This window comes from Kribbibacterium absianum (assembly GCF_030067705.1).
Lineage (GTDB): Bacteria > Actinomycetota > Coriobacteriia > Coriobacteriales > Atopobiaceae > Kribbibacterium > Kribbibacterium absianum.
The window spans coordinates 503,825-527,326 of the sequence record NZ_JASJEX010000002.1 but is presented as its reverse complement, the minus strand read 5'-3'; the positions used below and the strand labels follow the sequence as shown (position 1 = coordinate 527,326).

General features: G+C 67.8%; 15 protein-coding genes. 1 reads left to right on the top strand and 14 read right to left on the bottom strand.

The genetic code is table 11. The annotated features are described in order from the left end of the window. Positions 1-59 precede the first annotated feature (59 nt). Positions 60-1,739 carry a chloride channel protein gene (locus QJ043_RS05260; protein ID WP_283713725.1) on the top strand — a complete coding sequence of 560 codons (1,680 nt, stop codon included), beginning with the start codon at positions 60-62 and terminating at the stop codon, positions 1,737-1,739. Between the two features lie 178 nt (positions 1,740-1,917). Here QJ043_RS05260 and QJ043_RS05255 read toward each other — a convergent pair whose 3' ends face one another. From QJ043_RS05255 to QJ043_RS05190, 14 genes are all read right to left on the bottom strand, one after another. Continuing rightward, positions 1,918-2,190: a hypothetical protein gene (locus tag QJ043_RS05255; protein ID WP_283713726.1), complete on the bottom strand. Its 273-nt coding sequence runs from the start codon at positions 2,188-2,190 to the stop codon at positions 1,918-1,920. 221 nt (positions 2,191-2,411) lie between these two features. Further along, positions 2,412-2,933, bottom strand: a complete 522-nt coding sequence (yfcE, locus tag QJ043_RS05250) for a phosphodiesterase (protein WP_283713727.1) — start codon at positions 2,931-2,933, stop codon at positions 2,412-2,414. Between the two features lie 105 nt (positions 2,934-3,038). Further along, positions 3,039-4,250: an iron-containing alcohol dehydrogenase gene (locus tag QJ043_RS05245; protein ID WP_283713728.1), complete on the bottom strand. Its 1,212-nt coding sequence runs from the start codon at positions 4,248-4,250 to the stop codon at positions 3,039-3,041. 214 nt (positions 4,251-4,464) lie between these two features. Further along, a complete protein-coding gene (locus QJ043_RS05240; protein WP_283713729.1) occupies positions 4,465-7,923 on the bottom strand; it encodes a UvrD-helicase domain-containing protein in 3,459 nt (1,152 codons plus the stop codon). Further along, positions 7,923-10,898 carry a PD-(D/E)XK nuclease family protein gene (locus QJ043_RS05235; RefSeq protein ID WP_283713730.1) on the bottom strand — a complete coding sequence of 992 codons (2,976 nt, stop codon included), beginning with the start codon at positions 10,896-10,898 and terminating at the stop codon, positions 7,923-7,925. The genes QJ043_RS05240 and QJ043_RS05235 overlap by 1 nt, the downstream gene beginning before the upstream one ends. 109 nt (positions 10,899-11,007) lie before the next feature. After that, complete coding sequence (gene tsaD, locus QJ043_RS05230) at positions 11,008-13,413, bottom strand: tRNA (adenosine(37)-N6)-threonylcarbamoyltransferase complex transferase subunit TsaD (protein WP_283713731.1); 2,406 nt, start codon at positions 13,411-13,413, stop codon at positions 11,008-11,010. Beyond that, complete coding sequence (tsaE, locus tag QJ043_RS05225; protein ID WP_283713732.1) at positions 13,406-13,990, bottom strand: tRNA (adenosine(37)-N6)-threonylcarbamoyltransferase complex ATPase subunit type 1 TsaE; 585 nt, start codon at positions 13,988-13,990, stop codon at positions 13,406-13,408. Before tsaE ends, tsaD begins: the two co-directional genes overlap by 8 nt. A gap of 227 nt (positions 13,991-14,217) precedes the next feature. Further along, entirely contained in the window at positions 14,218-14,850 is a 633-nt protein-coding gene (locus QJ043_RS05220; RefSeq protein WP_283713733.1) for a uracil-DNA glycosylase, read from the bottom strand. A 120-nt stretch (positions 14,851-14,970) separates the two neighbouring features. Then, positions 14,971-16,128, bottom strand: a complete 1,158-nt coding sequence (gene alr / locus QJ043_RS05215; protein WP_347177748.1) for an alanine racemase — start codon at positions 16,126-16,128, stop codon at positions 14,971-14,973. A gap of 154 nt (positions 16,129-16,282) precedes the next feature. Beyond that, positions 16,283-17,914: an NAD(P)H-hydrate dehydratase gene (locus QJ043_RS05210; RefSeq protein WP_283713735.1), complete on the bottom strand. Its 1,632-nt coding sequence runs from the start codon at positions 17,912-17,914 to the stop codon at positions 16,283-16,285. 128 nt (positions 17,915-18,042) lie between these two features. Next, the gene (gene acpS / locus QJ043_RS05205; protein WP_283713736.1) at positions 18,043-18,630 is read right to left on the bottom strand and encodes a holo-ACP synthase; all 588 of its coding nucleotides are present in this window, start codon (positions 18,628-18,630) and stop codon (positions 18,043-18,045) included. A gap of 2 nt (positions 18,631-18,632) precedes the next feature. Then, on the bottom strand, positions 18,633-20,483 hold the full coding sequence (glmS, locus tag QJ043_RS05200; RefSeq protein WP_283713737.1) for a glutamine--fructose-6-phosphate transaminase (isomerizing): 1,851 nt from the start codon (positions 20,481-20,483) through the stop codon (positions 18,633-18,635). 290 nt (positions 20,484-20,773) lie between these two features. Beyond that, complete coding sequence (gene glmM / locus QJ043_RS05195) at positions 20,774-22,108, bottom strand: phosphoglucosamine mutase (protein WP_283713738.1); 1,335 nt, start codon at positions 22,106-22,108, stop codon at positions 20,774-20,776. Between the two features lie 204 nt (positions 22,109-22,312). Further along, positions 22,313-23,404, bottom strand: a complete 1,092-nt coding sequence (locus tag QJ043_RS05190; RefSeq protein ID WP_283713739.1) for a hypothetical protein — start codon at positions 23,402-23,404, stop codon at positions 22,313-22,315. Positions 23,405-23,502: the final 98 nt, after the last annotated feature.

Here is a 23,502-nt window from a genome sequence, read left to right as displayed (position 1 = left end):
TCCCGCCCCGCCGGTTCTCGAAACAGCAGGAAGAACGCCGGCGCGGGTACAGACCCGCCATGAATGCTTCCGCAGTTATCGCGTACCTCCGCGGCCAGCACCCGTGGCGGCGCGTGTGGTTCTCGTTGGCCATGGGCATCATCGGCGCCGCAGCGTCGGTGGTGCTCGTTTTGGCATGCAATTGGGCGAACGGGCTGTGGCAAGGACAGCCGCTCTGGCTCTTCGCGCTGCCGGCGCTCGGTGCAGCGTCGGTCTGGCTCTTCCAAAGGCTCGGCCTCAAGGCCCACGTGACGCCCGGCGACGTGATCCGCGACATCCGCGACGACCAGCGCGTGGATCCGCACCTCGCACCGGCGGCGTTGCTCGGCACGTGCGCGAGCCTCGCCGGCGGCGCGTCCGTGGGCAAGACGGCCACCGCCATGGAGGTCGGCGCCGCGCTCGGCAGCGGGCTCGTCGGAAGGTTTCGCGTCACGGAGCCCGCACCCGGCTCGAACGAGGAGCGCCCCTGCTACGGCTACGGCGCGGCCGTCGGACTCACGGCGCTCGTCGCCGCCCTGTTCACAGCGCCGCTCGCCGCCGTCGCGTTTGTGCTCGAGCTGCTGCGGCTCAACTCCACGCGGCCCCAACACGTGCCGACGCTTCTGCTCACCGCGTTCGTGGCCGCCGGCCTGGCGCGCGTGGCGGGCGTCTCCATCGTGGTCCCGATGACACCGATCCTCACCTTGACCTGGGAAACGGCCGCGCACGCCGCGCTCATCGGCGCTGCCTGCGCGATCGGCGGCGCGCTGTACAGCTGGGCGGTCTCGAGCGCCCGCTCGCTCGTGCGGACCAAGCTCCATCGACCGTACCTGGGCGTTTGTGTCGGCGGCATACTCGTGTGCGCCGCAGTGCTCGGGCTGGACTGGACGCTGTACGCCGGCACCGGCGAGGAGCTGCTGAGCAGCGCGTTCGCCGGCACGGCGCCCGCCGAGGCCTGGGTCTTCAAAGGGGTGCTCACGGTGGTGTCGCTCGGTTTCGGCCTCGTGGGCGGCGAGATCACGCCCCTCCTGATCGTCGGAGCGCTGCTCGGCAGCTCGCTGGCGACACTCACGAACGCGTACGTGCCGCTCATGGCAGGCCTCGGCATGCTCGCGTTCCTCGCCGCAGGGGCACGGTGCCCGTGGTCCGCCATCTTCCTGGGCTGCGAGCTTTTTGGATGGGACGGTTTCTGGTTCTATGACATTGCCGTGGTCATCGCATTCGCGGGCAGCCGCGACGTCGGCCTATACGGCCAGAACGTGGCGGGGCATACCAGACTGCTGCGGGAACGCGTGTACACCATGCTGTACCGGGCGGGGCTCGGACGGCCGATCACCCTGCTCTGTCAGCTGCTGGGGCGCCCTGCGCCAGCAGTGTTCAAGACGCTGGGCACCGGGCGCGGGCAGAGCCCGCTGATCAGGGGGTCTGGGGCGCTCGCAGAGGTGGTGCCGGCGGAGCGCATTGGACAGGCCCTGGAACAGAACCCGAAGTTGGCCCAGTCGCTGTCGCAAGCCATCGAAAAGAACCCGCAGGCACAGGCCGACTTTGCGACCCTGGTGAAGGAAGACCCGGCGCTGCGCGGAGCGCTCGAAAAGAGCCTCGACCTGCATCCGGACATCGCGGCGCACCTGTACGCAACGCTTGGCGAGAATCCCGAGCTTAAGGGCTTGGCCGAGAAGACCGAGGCGGCGTCGCTGCGCGATCACGTACGGCCGGAGTGACACGCCTGTGCCGTTCTTCCTGTCGTTGCGAGACCTGGCCTCATCGTTCTTCCTGCTGTTGCGAGACCCTGTTTTTCCTGCCGTTGCGCGCAGGCGCCTCGACCAAAGGACGTCCGGATCAGCATGAAAAAGGGCCCGCCGAAGCGAGCCCCCGTGCGACTGGCGCCAGCCGTTCGCCCTATTGCAGCTTCTCTGCCACCTGGTCCTTGAGCTGGGAGGCCTTGTCAGCGATGGACTGCCCCGCAGCCTTCGCCTGCTCGCCCAGTTGCTGGGCGGCCTCTGCGGCCTGACCGCGAAGCTTGTCGGCGTCGAGCTTGAGCTCCGCCTCGTCGGCCTTCTTGCGCGCCTCGTCCGCCACATGTTGCGCGGCGCCGCTGATTCCGTCCTTTGCGCCCTTCAGCGCGTCCTTGGCACTCTCCTCCAGACTGTCCTTCAAGTCCTCGAAGCCCATAGCGGCTCCTTCCGTTCGGTGGTTGGGGACATCCCTTAGGTACCCCCACCGAGAGAATCGTCGCATTGGCAGGAAGAACGGACGCGCCTCGACAAGATGAACGCGAGAGGCGCCTGGCACGAAGGACACGCCCGTCGGAACAGCAGGAAGAACGGACGACCACACCATATACGGGAGTCAACGATTCATGAAGGCCCGCACACACGGCCGCAAGCCGCTCCTCACCGCGTGTCGAGCACGCGCGCCTCGAGCTTGCCATCCTCGTACACGGCGTAACTGTGCGACCCGTCCTTGGGAATCGAGACGCTGCCCGGGTTGAACACGCGCACGCCGTTCTCGTCGTGGTCGTCCTTGACGTGCGTGTGGCCGTACAGGAACAGCGTGCCCGCAGGCAGCGGCGGCAGCTTGCCCGGACCCCAGAGGTGGCCGTGGGTCAAGTACAGGCCGTTGCCTTGGTCATCGAAGACCTGCGCGAAGTCTGCCAGGCATGGGAACGGCAGCACCATCTGGTCCACCTCGGCCTCGCAGTTGCCGCGAACGCAGACGATCCGGTCGGCCCACGGGCTGAGCAACTCGATGACCTTTTTGGGCGCATAGTCGCGCGGCAGGTCGTTGCGCGGGCCGTGATACAGAATGTCGCCGAGAAGGAGCAGGCGATCCGGCTGTTCGCGATCCACCTCTTCCATGAGGCGCTCGCACCAGTAAGCGGACCCGTGAATGTCGGACGCTATGACGAACTTCATGACCGCCCCCTTCAAGGGCTCGAACGAGCAGGAAGGACGACACGGAGCGCAAGGCGCCGAGGCCAACGCCCCGGCGCCCGGAACTCTCCTACGATTGGTTCGCGCTTAGAAGTCCACATCCGTGTCGTAGTACACGGCCTTCAGCAGCCCCTCCATCTCCTCCTGCGTCGGAATGCGCGGGTTGGAGCCGGTGCAGGCGTCGCCGATGGCGTTGGCCGCGACGGTCGGGAGCTTCTCGAGGAACTCCTGCTCGTCGATGATGGAGACGTCGGCCTTGACGCCGCCCTCGCCGTAGTTCTTGATGCCCTGCGGGATGTCCAGCTCGTCGTTCATGTGGCGCAGCTCGGCGATGAGGGACTTCACCAGCTCGTCGGTGGTGTCGCCCGACAGGTGCAGGCGGCGCGCGATGTCCGCGTAGCGCTCAGCGGCGCGCGGGTCGCGGGCGTTGTACTGGATGACCTTGGGCAGGTACATGGCGTTGGCGCAGCCATGGATGATGTGACCACCGGAGTATGCGGCGCCCGTCTTGTGAGCCATGGAGTGCACGATGCCGAGCAGCGCGTTCGAGAACGCCATGCCCGCGAGGCACTGCGCGTCGTGCATCTGTCGGCGGGCCTCTTCGTCGCCGTTGTAGGACTTGATGAGCCACTCATGGATGAGCTCGATGGCCCAGATGGCGTCGGCGTCCGAGAAATTGCAGGCCACGGTGGAGACATAGGCCTCAATGGCATGGGTCATCGCGTCCATGCCAGTGTGGGCCACGAGCTTCTTCGGCATCGTGTAAGTGAGCGCCGGGTCCACAACGGCAACGTCCGGCGTGATGTTGAAGTCCGCCAGCGGGTACTTGATGCCCTTGGCGTAGTCGGTGATCACCGAGAAGGCCGTGACCTCGGTGGCCGTGCCGCTCGTGGACGGGATGGCGCAGAACTGGGCCTTGGTGCGAAGCGTCGGGAAGCTGAACGGCGTGATGAGGTCCTCGAAGGAAGTGTCCGGGTACTCGTAGAAGACCCACATGGCCTTCGCGGCGTCGATGGGCGAGCCGCCGCCGATGGCGACGATCCAGTCCGGCTGGAATTCCTGCATCGCCGCGGCGCCCTTCATGACGGTCTCGACGGAGGGGTCGGCCTCGACGCCCTCATAGAGGAAGGTCTCCATGCCGGCCGCCTGAAGGTTCTCCTCCACGGTCTGCAGGAAGCCGCCGCGGCGCATAGAGCCGCCGCCGGTGACGATGAACGCCCGCGTGCCCTTGAGGTTCTTGAGCTCCTCAAGCGCGTCCGGGCCGTGGTAAATGTCGCGGGGAAGGGTGAAACGAGCCATGGTGGTTCTCCTTTGCTCTGGGTCCCAGCGGTGGGGCCAACGACAATCGCCACGTCGCTCTCCCGGCGTGGCCGTTCATCAGCTTACCAACAACGATCGACGCCTCTGACAGCGTCCTTTGAACTCCGCTACGGTGCCGTCAATCCGGTTTGTCAGCAGCGTCAGCCGTCAAAAGGACTATAGTTTCTTATTCACCGTCCTACCATTGTTTGTCTCATTCGTTCGGCACGACGACGTCGTGCGGCAGCTCTCCCAACGGTGGTGGTTCGGGGCCCTCGAACTCGAAGTCCACGGTCAGCGGGCGCCCGTCCACAAGGTTCTCCACCAGGACGAACGCGCACCGCACTGTGGCGAACCCCTGCGCGATGAGAACGTGCGCGTAGTAGCGCGCCTGCATCTCGTGCTCCGCTCGTGCCCCCGCCGCGTCGAGGCCGCGCTCGCCGGTCTTGTAGTCCACAACGAACGCTCGGTCTCCGTCAGTGGCGAGCAGATCGATTGACCCGGTGAGATATCCCCCCTCGGCCTCCAGGCGTTGAAAGAACGGCGCCTCGCCCACCAGCTGTGGGTAGGTCCAGGCCTCGATGCGGGCGTCGCTCCCCCACCACGCGTCGAGGGCCCGGCGCAGCCGCTGCTCAGCCCGGGCGTCCAGGCTGCGGAATCGCGCCGCAGCGGCCACTCGCCCATCGGTCACCGGGGAGCGAGACTCCGCGACCTCGCGTGCCAGCTCGTGGAACGCATCGCCGAAGCTCGTCGCCGGGCTCCCTTGGGTCTCCTCCACCGTGAGTGCCCAGGAAGCCGGGTCGTCGTCTTGGTGCTCATGGCCGTCCGCAGCGAGCGCGGCCTCTGTCTCGGCCTGATGCCGGTCCGCACTGTAGCTGCGCACGTCCCAGGCGACCCGCCACGGCCGCACAGGTGGCGCCACGCGCGGCTCCTCATAGAGCGCAAAGATACGCCGCGGCTCATCGAGCGCCGGGGCCTCTGTGTCCGGCTCCTCCGCGCCCCCATCGGACTTTGCCACCCACGTGGTGCGCACCTCCCCTGGGAACTCGCCGCCGTACTCGAACTCCTCGGTGGCCTCCTCGACAGGCACGGCGCCTACGGCCGCATCGAGGAACCGAGCGGCCAGCGCGGGGCTCGGGCCGTCCTTGGCCTCCTTCGTGACAATGCCGAGCACCAGCGCGTCCTCGGCGCGGGTCAGCGCCACGTACAGCAGGCGCGCCGCCTCTCGGGTCTCGGCATCGCGCTCGCGGTCCTCGAGGGCCAGCCTCCAGTCGAGGCCGGTCACCGGACGAGCCGGGCGCGGGGTCTCGCGTGCGGTCTTTCGGAGCGCCGAGAAGGCGCGCCGCTCCTTGTCGTCGCGAGAGAAGGACTCGGGCATGAGTGCAAGGTCGCGGCCGGACTCGGAAGGCGACACGATGAGCCGGTCGTTCACCGCCTTGGCCGCGTCGTCAAAGCAGCCGGCCACGGCCACCACGGGGAACTCGAGACCCTTCGCGCCATGAATGGTCATGACGCTCACGGCCGTGGACTTCTCGGCGTTGACGGCCGCCGGCGGCTCTTTGGCGCTCGTCAACCAGTCCCCGAACACCTTGGGCGCGTGGCTGAAGCCGAGTCCCTCGTCGTCGACGATCTCGCGGACGCGCCGGACGCAGGCGAGCACGTTCGCGGCCCGAGAGCGGCCGGCCGGCCCCTCCTGTTCCAGCCGGGCGATCCAGCCGGACTCGGCGCACACCGAGAGCAGCGTGTCGGCGACCGACTGGGTGGCCATACGGGCACGGGCACGGTCGAGCACCTCCATGGCGGCCTTGAGCCGCTGGCTGGGCTCCTCTCCGGTGAACTCGCACAGCCGGTCCGGGCCCGCCAGCAGCACCTCGGCCATGTCCCCGCCACCGCCGTGGGCGAGAGAGGCCAAGTCGTCGTCGCTGAGACCGAAGACCGGGCTCTGCAACACGGGAATCAGGCCGTCTCGTGTGTCGTGAGGGTTCGCCAGCGCGACCAAGATGCTGCGCACGAGCCGCACCTCCGATGCCTGCGCGAAGCTCGACCCCTTGGTCATCACGGCGTCCAGCTTGTGGGCACGGAGTTCCTGAATGTAGAGGTCCGCATCCGCCATCGAACGCAGCAACAGGGCCATGTCCCCCGCAGGGACGCCCTGTCGGTTGAGTTCCTGGAGCCGCTCTGCCACTTGCTCCGCGTTCCGTCGCTTAAGGGCATCGAGCGGCGCCCCGTCGGAAGCCGTGTGCTCGATCATCACACGGTGGGCTACACCCGCGGGAAAAGCGTCCCGACGGTCGGGGTCGGCAGTGAGGTCCATGAAGCCCGGCAGAATGCCCGACACCCCGAGCGAGTGGCTCACGAACCTAAGGATGTCGTCGTGGCTCCGGTAGTTGCGGTCCAGGTGCCGCACGTTGGGCGCGGCATCCTTGGCGCGCTCGTACTGGGTGACGTCGGCCCCGCGGAAGCGGTAGATGGACTGCTGGCCGTCACCGACGAAGCAAAGGGCATCCGGAGAGGCGGCGAGCAGGCGCACGATCTCCAGCTGCTGTGGATCGGTGTCCTGGAACTCGTCCACCATGACCAGCTTGAAGCGGCCCCTGAAGCGCCGCGCCACGCCCTCGTCGTGCCGCAGGGCGTCGAAGGTGAGCCGTAGCAGGTCATCCGTGTCGAGCGCGCCCGACTCCCGCTTGAGCGCGTCGTACCGGCGCCCGATGGCCCGTGCCAGGTCGAGCAGCGGCTTCTCCAGCGGCCGGGTCTCCAGCTCGTACGCCACCTGCAGCCGAGCATTCCCGACCGTGACCTTGAGGCGCTCGATGGCGTCGGCCACCTCGCCTTTCGCCCCGCGCTTATCTGGTACGTACAGCGCCGTCAACAAAGACGACGCCTCCTGCGCCCCGAGCTCATCGCCGTCGAGGGCGCGTCTCAGCGTACCCAGTGCCTCATCGACTTTCTGATGCTTGCTCGTTGCCGCCGGCGTGGTTGGGGACCAGATGGCGAGCAGATCCTCGTAGGCCTCCCCGACGCGAGCCAAAAGCTCCCTGGCGTCGAGCGGCGTCCCCGGGAACCGCAGACCGTCGAAGCCGCTCAGAGAGGTGGTCGCGAGTGAGAAGAGGCGCTCGGCCATCTCGGGAGCCGTGGCGGCATGACGCCCCGGTCTGCCCGCCATGCGCCCGTTCACGCCCTGAAGGGACACGGCATCCAGCGACGCGCCGTAGCGCTCGAACAACAGCCGGTACCGCTCGTCGACACGCGCCGCCGTGAGCACCTCGTCGATGGCCTGGGACTGCAGATACGAGGCCCGGTGACCCGTCACCACGGAGAACGCCGGGTCGATGCCCAGCTCGAGGGCGCAGGACCGGAGAATGCGCTCGCACATGCCGTGAATGGTGGACACCCACGCGGTGTCCAACAGCAGCGCCTCCTCGTGACGCCCACGGGCCACAAGCTCCGACCGCACGCGACCCTTGATCTCCTCGGCCGCCCTTCTGGTGAACGTGATCACAAGCGCATCGCCCAGTGACTCCAAGCGGGGCTCACCGGTCCCGTCCGGCTCGAGCGCTTCCACCAGCTTGCGGACGAGGGTGAACGTCTTCCCCGAGCCTGCCCCTGCAGCCACGAACAGCGGCTCGCCGAACGTACCGACAATCTCCTGTTGGGCGCGCGAGAGCTCCGCCATCAGCGCCTCCTTTCACAGCCGACCACAGGACAACCGTCACAGAGCCTCGGGTCGCAGGGACGCGGAGCCACGTCCCCGGACTCCATCGCGCGCACGGCCTGCGCGACGACCTCCTCAGCCCGGTCCAGCACCTCCGAGAAGGGGGCGCCGCCAAGGTTCTCCGTCGTGAGGAGCCCCTCCCTGCGGCTCGTCAGCGAGGGGCCATAGACCCTCGGCGCCACGGTCGGGCTCACGATGCCCCACAAACCTCGGTGCGCCCCCGTCATCAGGTACACGGCGCCCGACGGCTCGAGATCAGGCCACAGCTGCGGGAGCACCTTGGCGTACAACAGCGCCTGAATGTGGCGCGGCACCCACTCCTCGAGCGGCACGGGCTTCGAGGGGCCACCGTACTCTCGGAACACCGATTGGTCCTGCTTGTTCTTGTAGTCGACAACGATGGCTCGGCCGTCCGCGTCCGCGTCCACGCGGTCGATGAACCCTACCACGTGGGCACCTCCACACGTGACCGGCGGGCCCTCAAAACCGAACCCGGCCTCGAAGTGGCGCGGCACGAACCCCCGGAACCGCTCGGACTCGAAGGCGGCAACGTCCTGCAGGTTCTGGCGCAGCTCAGCGAGACCACGCTCCTCTGCCAGGGAGTGCGGAACGGCGCCGGCGCCCTCCTCCGCCCCTGCCATGCCCTCGAGGACCAGCCGGTCGAAGCACTCGCCCACGTAGGCGCCCGCATCGCCGCCCTCCTGACGGGCACGACGGTGTGAGAGCTCGAGGGCCCGATGGACGAGGTTGCCTTTCGCAAGCGGGGTGACCGCAGCGTCGAGCTCGCGCGGCCGGAGGGCCTTCTCGAAGAACCATCGCCGCGGACACTCAAGGTAGCGCTCCACGGCGGTGGCCGAGACAACGGGCAGCGAACTCGCGTCCAGCGTATCGGAGGCCAGGTCCTCGCGAGCCACGAGAACGCGCGCATGACCCGGCGATAGCTGCCCCGGTCGCGAGTCTTCCTCTGTCACGACCGGTTCCGGGCGCATGCCTTTTGCGGAAAGGTTCTCCGAGATCCGCTCCTCCCCCAAGACCTCGTGGGGCGAGCCCTCCGCCACCGCGCTCAGAAGTTCGGCGGCCATGGGCGAGAGCTGCGTCTCGTTGGCCTTCTCGTCGTGCAGAGAGCGTTCGAGCACGAGACGGCCAGTCGGCACGGCCCACGCGCCCCACGCGGTCGCCCGGGCTGTGGCTTCTGCAGGAATGGGCGAACTGAGCCCGATGGCCTCCATGAGCTGGCCGAAAGTGCCCTCACGGAACCGCGCGCCCGGGACCGGGGCCTCCTCGGCCGTCTCCCCGACCATAAGGAGCGCATCGGCAGAGCCCTGGCGCAGCATCGCCGCATCGGATGGCGAGACGAGTTCCACGGTGCAGCGCGGTTCCTCGTCGAAGCGCCCGCGCTCGACCGAGCGCGTCACCGAGCGCCCCTCGAGGGCGCGCCCGAGCAGGTCAAGACGCTCAACGGGAGCCAACGCCGCTGAGTCCACCAACGCCTCGGCTTCGCGAGCCGTCGTCGCCACCGCAAGAAGGGCTCGGTGCTGGTCACGATTACGGGCAGCTGCGGCAAGAGGGAGGAGGGCCTCTGCGGCCGCACCGAAGTCTGCAGCCCGGATCCTCTCAAGACAGCGAGAGAACGGCTCAGACCCCTGCCCAAGCGTCGCAAGCTCCGCAATCACGTCGCCAGGGGCGAGCGAACGGTCGGAGCGCCATTGCTCGTCCAGTCGAAACACGCGCGCCGCCGGCACGAGCGCTGGGAGGGTCATGAGGAAGTCAACGATGGCACGGGGCGGCCACCACGAGCGGTCCGCCTCCACCGATGCGGACAAGGCCTCCTGGAGCTGACCCTCGAGTTCAGCAGAATCGTCAGACCCATCCACCAGCTGACGGAGCGTCTCGAGCGGGCCCCAGGACTCCTCGACCGCCATGAGGTCCGAAACCTGTCGAGCGAACGCGAGGAACTGGCGAACGGGCCGCAGCGAGGACGCCGGCTGCGACCACGAGCCGCACACGGCCATGCCGCGAGAAGAGAGCTTGGGAGACAGCTCGCGCCAGGATCGCTCTGGATCCCGCGTCACGAGCGCCACGCGCTCCGCGCCCTCGTCTGCGAGCTGCACCAAGGCGCGAGCAATGAGTTCTCCCTCTGCTTCGGGTCCCCCAGCCTCGAGCAACACGAGGCTTCCGTCCGGGTTGAGGGCCGGGGCATCCGTAAAGACCGTGTCGAGCAGCGTCTGCAGCCAGGGGTTTCGCATGATGGGACGCGAGCCGCAGGGGGCGTCGGCCACGCACCCGCCAAGCTCTTGGACAACCAGCCGGGCCGCCTCGCCGGCCGCGCCCGGAGGCGCAGCGCACACCAGAGTGAGCCCGGTCTCCGGCAGCGCACGGAACAGCGCCTCGGTCAGCGGATCGAGCGAGGTGAAGCCCACCGCCACCATGCGCCGCGCCTCCGAGACCAGACTGGGATCCGCAGCCAGGAGACGCCCAGGCACCGCAAGGCCATGCCGAGCCGCACGCTGACAGACCTTCGATGCCAGCCGGAGCACCTCGCGCTGCACAGCGGACAGGCCAGGCGCCTCCTCCGCACCCTCGGGGACTGGCTGCTCCGCCACGCGCGCCACAAGCTCCACCATGCCGGGGGACCGCCGAAGCAGACCGTCATCACCGAGCAGCCCCCATGTCAACGCGCGCATCTGCGAAGAGGTGGCGATGGGTCGCCCATCGCCGTGGCGTGCCCAGAGGGATTCGAACCATGCCCGCGGGGTCGCGACATCCACGCGCAGCGCGATTGCCACATCGGCCAGTGCTCGACGCACCTCCAGGGCGGCACGGGCCGATGGCACGAGCACCGTGACAACGCCGCCGTCGAGTAGCTCGGCCACGTGCCCCTGCAGAACCGGCCCGGCCAGCTGCCCGGACTCGTCCACCAGCGTACGGAACCCCATCGCCCCTCGCTTTCTCACGATAGAGTACGTTTGTTCTTGACAGGAGCCTAACACAGAACTACCGTTCCAATGCAAGGGATCCCTCAGTTTTTTTGACCGCTATCGGGGCTCACAGACTCCAGTTGGGCTCCGCGTCCATAGACAGCTCAGCGAGACGCCCGGCCTGAACGTCTCGCAACGCCACGAGCGCAATCATCGCGGCGTTGTCGGTACAGGCCGAGAGAGGAGGAACCGTCACGCGCACGCCCCGTTCGCCGAGCTTCTCGGCATAGGCGGACCGCAGCGCCGGGTTGGCCGCCACGCCGCCCCCCACACAGAAGTCGTCCAAGCTACACGCCTCGACCGCTGTGAGCGCTTTTGACACCTGCACGTCGATCACGGCGGCCTGGAAGCTCGCCGCCAGATCCGGCATGTCGATGGGGCGTCCGGCGCGGTTCTCGGCCTCGATGTACGTGATCACTGCGGTCTTGAGTCCAGAAAGGGAGAAGCGATAGTCATGGCTGTGCAAGAGCGCCCGCGGGAACGCGATGGCGCGCGGGTCGCCCTCGGCGGCGAGCTTGCTGATGACGGGCCCTCCGGGGTATCCGAGCCCCAAAGCCTTCGCCACCTTGTCAAAGGCCTCGCCCACCGCGTCGTCGATGGTCTGACCGAGCACCTCGTAGTCGCCCCAGTCGCGCACATGCACCAGCATGGTGTGTCCGCCGGACACGAGGCTCGCCACGAACGGCGGCTCGAGGTCGGGAGTCTCGAACAGGTTGGCGTACAGGTGCCCCTCCAGATGGTTCACGCCCACAAGGCCGATGCCGGCCATAGCCGCGAGCCCCTTGGAGAAGGCCACGCCAACCACCAGAGCGCCGACAAGCCCAGGGCCCTGCGTCACGCCCACGGCAGCGAGGTCCGTTGCCTGGAGCGGCGCTGTTCCGAGCGCCTCGCCCGCCTGCGCCATGGCCTCCTCGAACACACCCACCACGGCCTCGGTGTGCTTGCGGCTCGCGATCTCGGGGACCACGCCGCCGAAGCGCGCGTGGAAGTCGATCTGCGTCGCCACGACGTTCGCGAGAATCCGCCCGTCACCGGCGATGACGGCCATCGCGGTCTCGTCACAGGAGCTCTCAACGGCCAGCACGATGGGCTGTGCGCCCGCGATAGTCTGCAAGGCCTCATGAGACCGGCTCGGCCGCATCGGAGGCCAGGGGCGCACCTGCGCCGTGGGATCCGGGCGGTCGTCGGCGGAACCCACGGCCAGCGGCAGCGGAGCGTCCATCAGGAGGGCGTCGCGGCCGCTCCCGTAATAGTCCGGGCGCACGGCCACGGTGGAGAACCCGAGCGCCTCGTACAGGGCGACAGCGCCGCGATTCTCGGAGAAGACCTCGAGTGTGGCCTTCTCCGCGCCGAGCATCTGAGCGTCGTACGTCACACGGGCGAGCAGCCTCCGGGCGATGCCCTCGCGCCTCCTCGGTTGTGCGACAGCGACGTCGAGGATCTCCACGGCACCGTCCACCACCATGCCCCCGGCCACGCCCACCAGTTCCCCTTGGTCGTGGGCGACCCACCAGGAGCGCCCGGACTGGGAGAGCTCGTCGGCGAAGAGCGCGGCGGACCACGGGGTGTGCGGCGAGTCCGAGAAGACCGCCACGTCGAGCTCGGCCACTTGGGCCACGTCGTTCAGACCCATGGGGCGCAACTGAAGATGTCTGTCGGCCAGCACATCGTCGCATCCCGTCGTTGCAACGGTCGCGGGTTCCTTCATCCCCAGACGGGCCAGCTCGTTCTCCTCGGCGTCCGAGAGTCGCGTGTACACAGGAAGCACGAGCGCCGGGTCGCCCGACCCGGCTGCCGCCAGACCAGCTGGCGATGCTGCGGCGCGAATCAGGGACTCGCCGGAGGGCGCCCACAAATCCGCAGGGAGCACCGCAGTCAGACCTGCTTCGGCGTAAAGGCCCTGGTACTTTTTGAGCCCGTCACCCGTGAGCTGGATGGACGCCGCATCCGAGCGGGCGGCCCATTCCTCCACCGCCTTTGGCGCCTTAAGGACCCGCTCGGTGCCGAACAACCTCGTGGGGCCCCCATCGTCCAGCTGGTACAGCCCGGGGTAGACCTCACCGCGCATCGCGTCAGCCACCACGCCCACAAGTCCGCGGGCGCCACCCAGCCACGCGCGCCAGGCCACGGCGTCGAGGGTGCTCGCACCATAAAGTGGCAGGTCGCGACCGCAGGACAGACCTTTGGCCGTCGCGATCCCGATACGCACGCCCGTGAACGAGCCCGGGCCTCGCCCGACGATGACGAGCCCCACGTCCTCCATCGTTCTTCCTGCTTTTCCGAGAACCTCAAGGCAGGTCGGGACGAGCTCGACGTTCCCGCGCCGGCGACAGGGGAAGTCGGAAGAGGCCAGGACGGCCACATCCGCGCCATTGCCATCCGGACGCAGCGCCCAGGTGGCCACGGCGCACGCCAGTTGGTCGGTGGATGTGTCGAAGGCCAGGGCAACCAGGCCCTTTTCGTGGTTAGGCATCGAGGAACTCCATCAAAGCGCGAACGGATGAATCGAGCGAGCGGGCGAGCGCGCAGCCGCGCGGGCCGGAGGGCGAGAGCGAGAACAGGCGCGCGGGCTCTTCGCCCGGCGGGCTCGACACGTCGCGCGTTATCGAGATGTCGAGACGGTCGGCCCCGAGGGCGTCCGCGAAGTCCTCCCCCCATTCGACCAGCGATGCGCCCTCGACGCCAACGACGTCGAGCACGCCCGCATCGCCGAGCTGATCCGGGTCGTCGAGCCGGTAGAGGTCAAAATGAAAGAGCGTCAGATTGTCACCCTCGTGCACGGCCTGAATGTTGAAGGTGGGGCTCGTTACCGGCTCGGTTACCCCCAGGGCCGCGGCTGCCCCTTTGGTCAGGTTGGTCTTCCCGGCGCCCAGGTCACCGGAGAGCACCACGACGTCGCCCTCCTCAAGGGACGCACCCAACAACGACCCGAGCGCCCACGTGCCCTCCGGGCCGGTCGTGCGAAAGTGGCCGTCGCCCTCCCACATGACGCAGCGAGCGCCGGACGGCTCGATCTCGGTCGCCCCGGCGGCAAAACGGGTCTCACTCACAGTGCCTCCTCGAGCTGGACTGACAAGGCGACGCGGCAACGCGTCAGCAGGGATGATTGTAGGGCTCCACCCCGTTCTTCATGTCATTGTGAGAGCTCCACCGGGAGACAGGGGCAACCGAGGTGAAAGCGACCCTCGAAGAGCCCCTCGTTCTCCAGGCTGTTCTGAGAACCGTGGCTGCCGAGCGATCTCGTAGGATCCCGTCAAAACAGCAGGAAGAACGGCCGTCAGACCCCACCGTCCGAGCGCGGGAAACGCAGGTCCGGATGCTCTGCCAGCCAGGCCCCGAGCATCGCGAAGTCCGCTTCCAGACTCGCCTGCTTAGTTCGATCATAGATTGCAGCCGCAGGATGGAACACCGGCAGCACGAGAAAGTGGCCGGCCTGGTGGAAACGGCCCCGGAGCGACGTGATGCCCTGGTCGGTCTTGAGGACGAAGCGCGTCGAGAAGTTCCCCAGCGTCACGAGCACATCCGGCCAAATGGACCTGATCTGCTCCCGCAGGAACGGCGAGCAGGCCTCGATCTCTTCGGGACGTGGGTCACGGTTTCCCGGCGGACGGCACTTGAGGACGTTGGCGATGTAGATGTCCGGTCGCCGGAGGCCGGCGACCTCCAAGAGCGCGTCGAGCTTTTTTCCTGCTGCTCCGACGAACGGCTCGCCGGTGAGGTCCTCGTTCTTGCCTGGCGCCTCGCCGATGACCATCACGCGGGCGTTGGGCGACCCCTCACCGAACACGATGTGCGTCCGGGTCTCCCCGAGCGGGCACCGCCGACAGTCGCCGAGCACCGCGCGAATCTCTGGAAGCGTGATCTCCCGGGGACGGGGCTGGGGATGGCCGGGAATCTGGACGAAGCTCACGGCGGTGCCTTTCTCGCAATGACCGGAAGAACGGGGCAGGAGGCGCAGAAACGTCGCCCGCTCGCAACAGCAGGAAGAACGGCTCCCGCGCCAGGCTCGCAAAGCGCGGGCACGACGGGGCTAGCGATAGACCTTCTCGAGGCGCAGGCCGAAGTCGCAGACCACCTCGTAGTTGATGGTGCCGAGCAGCGCCGCCAGGTCGTCGGCCGTGATCGACTCGTCGCCGTCGCGCCCGACCAGCGTGACGACGTCCCCCTCTTGCACCGGACGTACCGGCTTGTACTGACGGGCTGTGTTCACCTCGACCGCGAACATGAACTGGTCCATGCAGATGTTGCCGACCTGCGGCAGCCTCTGCCCGCGGCAGAGAACGTCGACCTTGCCCGACAGCGCGCGGCTATAGCCATCGGCGTAGCCGACCGGCACGGTCGCCACCTGCAGGTTCCCCTTGGTGACACGCCACTTCATGCCATAGCTGACACCCGCACCGACCGGTGGGTACACGGCCCGGGTCACGCGCGCCCGGACGCTCATGACTGGATCGAGCGACAGGTGCGGAACCGTGGCATCGCAGGGCTGCAGGCCGTAGAGCCCCACGCCGACGCGCACCATGTCGTAGTGCGTTTCAGCATGAAGAACGGTGGCGGGCGTGTTGTCGCAGTGCACGAGTCCAGGATCGAGCCCCGCATCGCGAAGCCCGGCCACCGCCTCATCGAAACGGTGCCGCTGCAGCTCCCAGTCCCAGTCCCCCGGCACGTCGGCGGTCGCGAAGTGCGTGAACGTCCCCGCGCACTGAAGGCCGCGGTGGAACTCGAGTTGGTCGCGTACATCGATGACGTCACGCCAGTCCACCCCGGTGCGCGTCATGCCGGTGTCGATGGCCACGTGGTACCGCCCGACCTTGCCCGCCTGAGCGGCCGCCTCGCCATAGGCGAGACCGAAGGAGACGTCGAACACCGACGGCATCAGGTCATATTCGATCAGATCCGGGATGGACGTGACGGGAGGCTGAGAGAGCACGAGGATCGGCTCGGCGATGCCGCTCTCGCGCAGCGCCCGACCTTCGGCAACCGTCGCCACCGCGAACTGGTCCGCGCCCGCCGACCTCATCACGGGCGCGCACGCCGCCGCCCCGTGCCCATACGCGTCGGCTTTGACAACGGCCATGAGCTGGACGCCAGGCTCGAGGCGCGACTTGAACGTGCGCACATTGCGCCGGAGGGCGCCCCGGTCGATCTCGACCCACGCCCAGCGGTCGTCCGGACAGTTCTCGACCATGTCGGCCATCGTCGCGCCTCTCTCACGCGGTTCTCAAATCGGCAGGAAGAACGGAAGCGCCAGCCACCCGGCTCCCCTTCCGTTCTTCATGCTGTTTCGTGTAATCCCAGCTCATCGGCCGGGTCTCGGATCAGCAGGAAGAACGGCAGCGGCATTAGGCCGGTGCGTCTTCGGCGCCGTCGTCCTCCGTCGCTGCCAGCGACGCGCGCTCTTCGAACGCGTCGACCGCCTGCCCGAGCACATCGACCAGATCGCCGGCCATCACGCCCCGCAGCCCGTGCTGCTCGGCCGCCAACGAGCCAGCCACTGCATGCGTCTCCACAGCCATCGCGCATAGCAACGGCAGGAGCTCCTCGTCGGCTAGACCACGAGACAGGAACGCCGCCACGACGCCGCCGAGCACGTCGCCGGAACCGGCCGTTGCAAGACTCGCGGGGCCCGGCTTCGGCAGGAGCGCAATCTCGACGCCGACGCACGCCGTCGTGTCTCCCTTGGTCATCACACAGATGTCGGACCCTCCGTCCGCCCAGACCACGCGGCGCGCGGCCTCGAGCGCGCTCGTCAGCGAATCAGGAGGGGTGTCGCTGAGACCCACCAGGCGTCCGAGCTCGCGGCGATGGGGGGTCAGCACGAGCGGTTGCTCGCGCCGGATCAGCTCGGGGAAGTTGTCGAGCCGGCCCGTCGTCATGCGGGACAGCGCGTTGAGCGCGTCCGCGTCGAGCACGAGCGGGACGTCCGTCTCCAGAAGGCCGGTCACGATGGAAACGGTGTCCGCGTTCACGCCCATGCCGGGGCCCGCCAGGACGCAGTCGCGCTCCTTGGCCATGCGAACGATCTCGGTCTTCGCCTCCACCGAGAAGGTGCCGTCATCGTTGCACGGCAACCCAACCACGGGGATCTCGAGCAAATGCGTGCGACAGACCGTCGCGATGCACTGGGGCACCGCGAGTGTCACATAACCGGCGCCAGAGCGAGCGGCCGCCAGTGCGGCAAGGACCGGCGCGCCGGAGAACCGCTTGGACCCGCCCACCACGAGCACGGTGCCGCGCTCGTACTTGTCCACGTCGGACGTCGGGACCGGCACGACGTCGATGTAGTCGGCCGGGTCGCAGCGCCAGGCCACAGGATCGGCCTCGACTACGAGCCGGTCGGTCTGGTCGGCCAAGGGCGCGAGCACAATCGCGCCGCACGCGTCGCGGCCGCGGCCGGAAAGGAGACCAGGCTTGAGCGCGATCATCGTGACCGTGAGGTCCGCGAAGACGACGGCGCCGGGCGCGTGGCCGGTCTGTGCGGAGAGGCCGCTCGGCACGTCGATGGAGACCACCCGCAAGCCGGAGGTGTTGATCGCGTCGATCCAGATGTCGAACGGCGCGGCCGGCTCGCCGTGGAACCCCGTACCGAGCAGGGCGTCGAGCACCACGGAGGACTCGGCGAGCAGCTGGTCCAGCTCGTCTCGGCTCGGGCCGACCCAGTATTCGACACCTTGGGCCACGGCGCCCTTGGCCACCATGAGCGCCAGAGAGCTCTTGAGGTCGTCGGGTTCTTGCGGGGTCACGACCGTGACCTGCACACCGGCCCGATGGAGGAGCTCGGCGGCCACCCATCCGTCGCCCCCGTTGTTCCCGGTGCCGCAGAACACGGTCACCTTCGTGACGCTGCCGAGGTCGAGGACCTCCTGGGCCGCCGAGTGGCCCGCGCGGCGCATGAGTTCGGCCAGACTGACGCCCTCGAGCGTCAGAGCCTGCTCGACCCTGCGAACGTCCTCGACGTTGAGAACCGGCTGCATGTGAGTGCTCCTTTGTGCACGGGGCCGTCGGGTCCCCGCGTTCGTTTTTCCTGCCAATGCGAGCATACCGAGGTTCGCCCGCCGGCGCCGTGACGTCGCCTCTCCAGTCTGCGGTACCGTTCTTCCTGCTATTCCGACACTCCCCCGTCGCGACCTGACCTCTCGGAACGACAGGAAGAACGATCCAGGTCCTCCGCGTGTTCGGAACGACAGGAAGAACGAGCCGGGTCCGGGTCCGGCTCCACGCGCTCGAGGTCGAGCAGAATCTCCCGGGCCTCCTTGAACGACGCCCTCAGCTCCTGCTCCGCGCTCGGCCGCTCCTCTTTGGGCGGCCTCGCCGACTCCGTCACCGCCACCGCGTTCGCGACGGCCACCTCGTGCGTGTGGGACAGCGAGATCTCCACCTCGACCACGCCCTGCCGCTCGGCCGCCTCGCGCGCCCGCCCTGCCAGCACGGCACTCGGACGCCCCGCGTCGTCGAGCGCCACGGAGACACCCGAAAGCCCCACGCCCCGGAACCCTGTCCCGAGCGCCTTCAGAACGGCCTCCCGAGCAGCGAACCGCGCGGCGTAATGCTCCGCCGGATGCGCCCGCGAGTCACAGTAGGCGCGCTCCTCGGCAGTGAAGAGCCGCTCCTTGAGGCGCGGCGTGCGCTCGAGCGCCCGCTCCATGCGGGGAATCGACACCAAATCGACCCCCACGCCAGCCGTCGGCATGGCTACTCCACCGTGACGGACTTGGCCAGGTTGCGGGGCTTGTCGATGTCGCAGCCTCGGGCGAGGGCCACGTAGCGGGCCAGCATCTGCAGATGCACCACCGCCACGATCGGCACCAGGTACTCCGGAGCGGCCGGCACGAGAAGCAGGTAGTCCGAGAGCTGGGCCGTCTTCTGGTCGCCGTCGGTCGCGACGGTCACGACGGTCGCCCCGCGCGCCTTCACCTCTTGGATGTTGCTCAGGGTCTTGTAGCGCACGCGGTCGTCCGGGCAGATCACGACCACCGGGAACCCCGGGTCGATCAGCGCGATGGGGCCGTGCTTCATCTCGCCCGCCGGGTACGCTTCGGCATGAAGATAGCTGATCTCCTTGAGCTTGAGCGCGCCCTCGGCGGCCGTGGTCGCGTTGAGGCCACGACCGAGGAACAGCGCCGAGCTCGACTCGACGAACGCACGGGCGGCGGCCTCGTCCTGCCAGCTGCGGTGGAGCACCTCGCGGATCATCGCCGGCACACGCTGCAGCTCGTGGAACCGACGCGCCACCTCGCGGGCGCCGAGGTTGCCGTTGCGCTGGGCCAAGAAGAGGGCGATGAGCTCGGCCGCCACCATCTGGGCGGTGTAGGCCTTGGTGGAGGCCACGGAGACCTCGGGGCCCGCCTGCACATAGAGCACGCCGTCGGCTTCGCGGGCCGCAGAGGAGCCGATCACGTTGGTGACCGCGAGCACCTTGGCGCCCGCCGCGTGCATCTTTCTGGCCGAAGCGAGCGTGTCGGCGGTCTCGCCGGATTGCGTGATGATGATGCAGAGCGTGTGGTCCGTGACGAGGACGTCCTCGTAGTTGAACTCGCTCGCCGGCTCGACCGCGACCGGGATGCGCGCCCACTCCTCGATGAGCGGCCGAGCGATGAGGCCCACGTGATAGCTCGTGCCGCACGCGACGATGAAGATGCGGTCGATGGCGGCGATTTCCTCGTCCGTCATGGCGAGCTCGTCGAGACGGACGCCGTCGGGTCCGAGGCGGTCCTTGAGCAGGCGCTCGATGGCCTCCGGCTGCTCGGCGATCTCCTTGGCCATGAAGTCCGGGTAGCCGCCCATGGTCGCGGCCGAGGCGTCCCAATCGATGTCGAACGCGTCCGGCTGATCGACCGGCGACAGGTCGCTCTCGAAAACCTCGATCGTGCCGTCGAGAGACAGGCGGGCCAGCTGCCCGTCGTCGAGGTTGATCACGTGGTTGGTCACGCCCGCCAGGGCCGTGACGTCGGACGCCGCATAGGCACCGGCATCGGTGGACGCGAGGACGAGCGGCGATCCCTGGCGCGCGCAAACGATGGTGCCCGGCGCATCAGCATAAAGAACGGCGAGGGCCCAGGAGCCGACAAGACGGCTCGTGGCGAGCTGAACCGCAAGGAGCAGGTCGCCCTCGGCGTCGCCGGCCAGCGCTTGCTCGATCAGGTGGGCGATCACCTCGGAGTCCGTGTCGCTGGCCATCGTGTGGCCGGCCGCCTCGAGCTCGGCGACGAGCGCCTGGTAGTTCTCGATGATGCCGTTGTGCACCACCGCGACGTTGCCGGTGCAGTCCTGGTGAGGGTGAGCGTTCTTGTCGCTCGGCTCGCCGTGGGTGGCCCAGCGGGTGTGGGCGATGCCACAGGGAGCCTCCGCGTTCTTCCTGCTCAAACGAGAGCAGAGGTCGGCGAGCGCGGCGACGCGCCCCTTGCATTTGACCTGGAGCAGGCCATCGGGGGTCTCGAGCTCCACGCCGGCCGAGTCGTAGCCGCGGTACTCGAGGGTGGTCAGGCCGTCGATCAGGAAGGGAAGCGCCGGTTTGCTACCGGTGTAACCGACAATGCCGCACATGGGGCCTCCTAGAGCCGGGAGACGAACGGGGTGGGCCGGGTCGGGCTCGGCCGTCTCCCATTGTCTCTCTGATTCTCGTTCTTCATGCTGTTTCGCCTACCGTGGCGGTCGGCTGAAAACGCACCGGCCGCGACCGTTCTTCCTGCTATTGCGACTACAGGATTGAAGGGAGGAGGCAGCATGGGAGCATACCCGGCCGCGACCGTTCTTCCTGCTATTGCGACTACAGGGTCTTTGACCTGCGACTTCTCAAAACAGCAGGAAAAACGAACGGGCACGGGGCTCCGATGTCACGCGACGGAGCGCACCACATCGGCCACCGCCGCCGCGATTTCCGAGGCCTCGCCCTCGGTCTCCGCTTCCACCATCACACGCACGAGCGGCTCGGTCCCGCTCGCACGCACCAGGATGCGGCCGTTGCCGGCAAGCCTCTCCTCCGCCTCAGCCACCGCCTGAGCGATCGCCTCGCTGGCCATCACGCCGTCGCGATCCTCCACCGTGACGTTCACAAGCGTCTGCGGGTACAGCCTCACCGGCCGCACGAGCTCGGACAGCGTCTCGCGCTCGGCGCGCATGACCTCCATCACGCGAAGGCTCGTCATGATGCCGTCGCCCGTCTTCTCGATGTCGCCGAAGATGATGTGGCCGGACTGCTCGCCGCCGAGCGAGTAGCCGTTCTCGCGCATGCAGGCGAACACGTTCTTGTCGCCCACGGCGGTCGTCACGTAGTTGAGGGACGCGATGTCGAGGGCCTTGAGGAACCCGAAGTTGCTCATCACCGTGGGCACCACGGTGCCTCCCGAGAGGCGCCCGTGCTTGTTGAGGTACTTGCCGCAGATGTACAGGATGAGGTCGCCGTCCACCACGTGGCCGTTCTCGTCCACGGCGAGGCAGCGGTCGGCGTCGCCGTCATAGGCGAAACCCACGTCGAGCCCCTGCTCCACAACGAGGCGCTGGAGCCGCTCGATGTGCGTGGAGCCGCAGTCCACGTTGATGTTGAAGCCGTCGGGCGCGTTGCTGATGACGCGCACGTCCGCGCCGAGCGCGTCGAAGACCGGCTTGGCCACCGAGGAAGCGGCACCGTTGGCACAGTCCAGCCCCACCTTCACGCCCTGCAGCGAGAAGTTGGCGCTCGAGATCAGGTGCGCGATGTAGCGGTTGCGCCCCTGCATGTAGTCGACCGTACAGCCGATCTGGTTCGCGGTCGCCAGGGGGATCTCGAACTCGTCGTCGATGTACGCCTCGATCTGCTCGAGGACCTCCTCCTCCATCTTGTAGCCCTCGCGGTTCACGAGCTTGATGCCGTTGTCCGTATAGGGGTTGTGGCTCGCGCTGATCATGATGCCGCAGTCGAAGCTGCCGTCGACCACCTCGTAGCAGACGCCCGGGGTGGGGATCACGTGGAGCATGTAGACGTCGGCGCCGGACGCGACGAGGCCGGCGATGATCGCGGACTCGAACATGTAGCTCGAGCGGCGGGTGTCCTTGCCGATGACGATGCGGGCCTTCCTGCCCTGGTCGAGGCCGTAGTGCCAGCCGACGAACCGGCCGATCTTGAAGGCCTGGTCTACGTTGAGCCCCTCGTTGGCGCGCCCCCGGAAGCCATCCGTGCCGAAATACTTCATGGAGTTCGCTCTCCTCCTGCTACGTTGTTGGCATGTTTTGAGGCCGTTCGGCCGCCTATATGGTACCGAAGGCAGAAGAGCGCTCCTGAGCCGACGCCCCCTCTCTAGACAATCTCTTGCTCTCGTTTTTCATGCTGTTGTGAACCGGCACGCCGGCTGGAAGCCTGGCAAAAGCAACGAGCCGCACGGCCGAAAGCCCGCACGTTATGCAGCCTCGAGCATCACGACCTCGAGTCCGGCATCGCGGTACCCCGCCACGACCCGGAATCGCTGCTTCCGCGGGTGGTCGATGCAGGGCAGCCTCGGGGTCATAATCACGTCAACGTTCGGCTCGCCCACCTCTCGCATCGGAATGCCAAACTCGCGAAGCAGCGCGGGAAATGCGAGGGGATCCATAGCCTGCTCGAAGGTGAAGTGCATCACGCGCACCCCCTGACGCTCCAGGCGGTCGTCTCGCAGCGCCTGCGCCGCCCGCACCTCTTCCTCGGAACGGCCGCCGGTCATCTCGAAGTCGCGGTACTTGGCCTTGCCGTCCAGCTCGCCAGCCACAAGGTCGCCGGTCGGAAGCCGCCACAAGTAGTCCACGCGGTACCAGCCAAGACCGTCCGGATTGGCGAATGTCACCTGCAGCTCGGGCACCACGCGGTTCAGCTCGAAGAGCCGCGCCCGCACCTTGGACTCGCCGCCGTTCTCCGAGCGAGCGTCCGCCTGACTCGCGACTACGCGAGCCACACGAATCCCGCGACATCCCTTGTGGCCGCGCTCGAAGAGGGACACCAGGTGCTCCTTCGCAACCCCGAGAACCCGCAAGGCAGAGTCCGCCAAGGCCAGACCGTCCTCGAACCCGAGCCGGCGGATGCATCCGAACAGCAAATCGTCAGCAACGAGGGTCGGCACGCCGTCAACCAGGCGCGCCCGACGGATGTCAATCTCGTGACGCACGAGCCCTGGGATGCGGTGGGCCAGCGACCCGTACTCCACGGCAACGTGCACGGTGTCCAGCTCGGCCTCAGGACATTCGAGGCCAAGCAACAGCGCCGCAGACACGTCGCAGAACACCCAGTCAGGGTGCCGTCGAGACAACCCCCTGACTATGGACAGGTGACGCTCGGCCACGCTGAGGCGCCGCCAGGTCTTCGCACGGATATAGAGGCCCCGCAGAGGGCGCACCAATTCGCCGGCAGCATAGAGACGCCGAAGCCGCGAACCTTCCTGGGGACGCCGCGCGAACGCGCACCGACACTCCTGCTCGGCCTCGTCCAAAAGTCTCTCGACACGCTCCGCCACATCGCCCATGGGTCCCTCCTTTTCTTGATGGAACGACTGTACCATATACAGAACTGTCGTTCTAGTCAAAGGAAGGAATCGGAACGGCACCGCTACCGTTCTTCCTG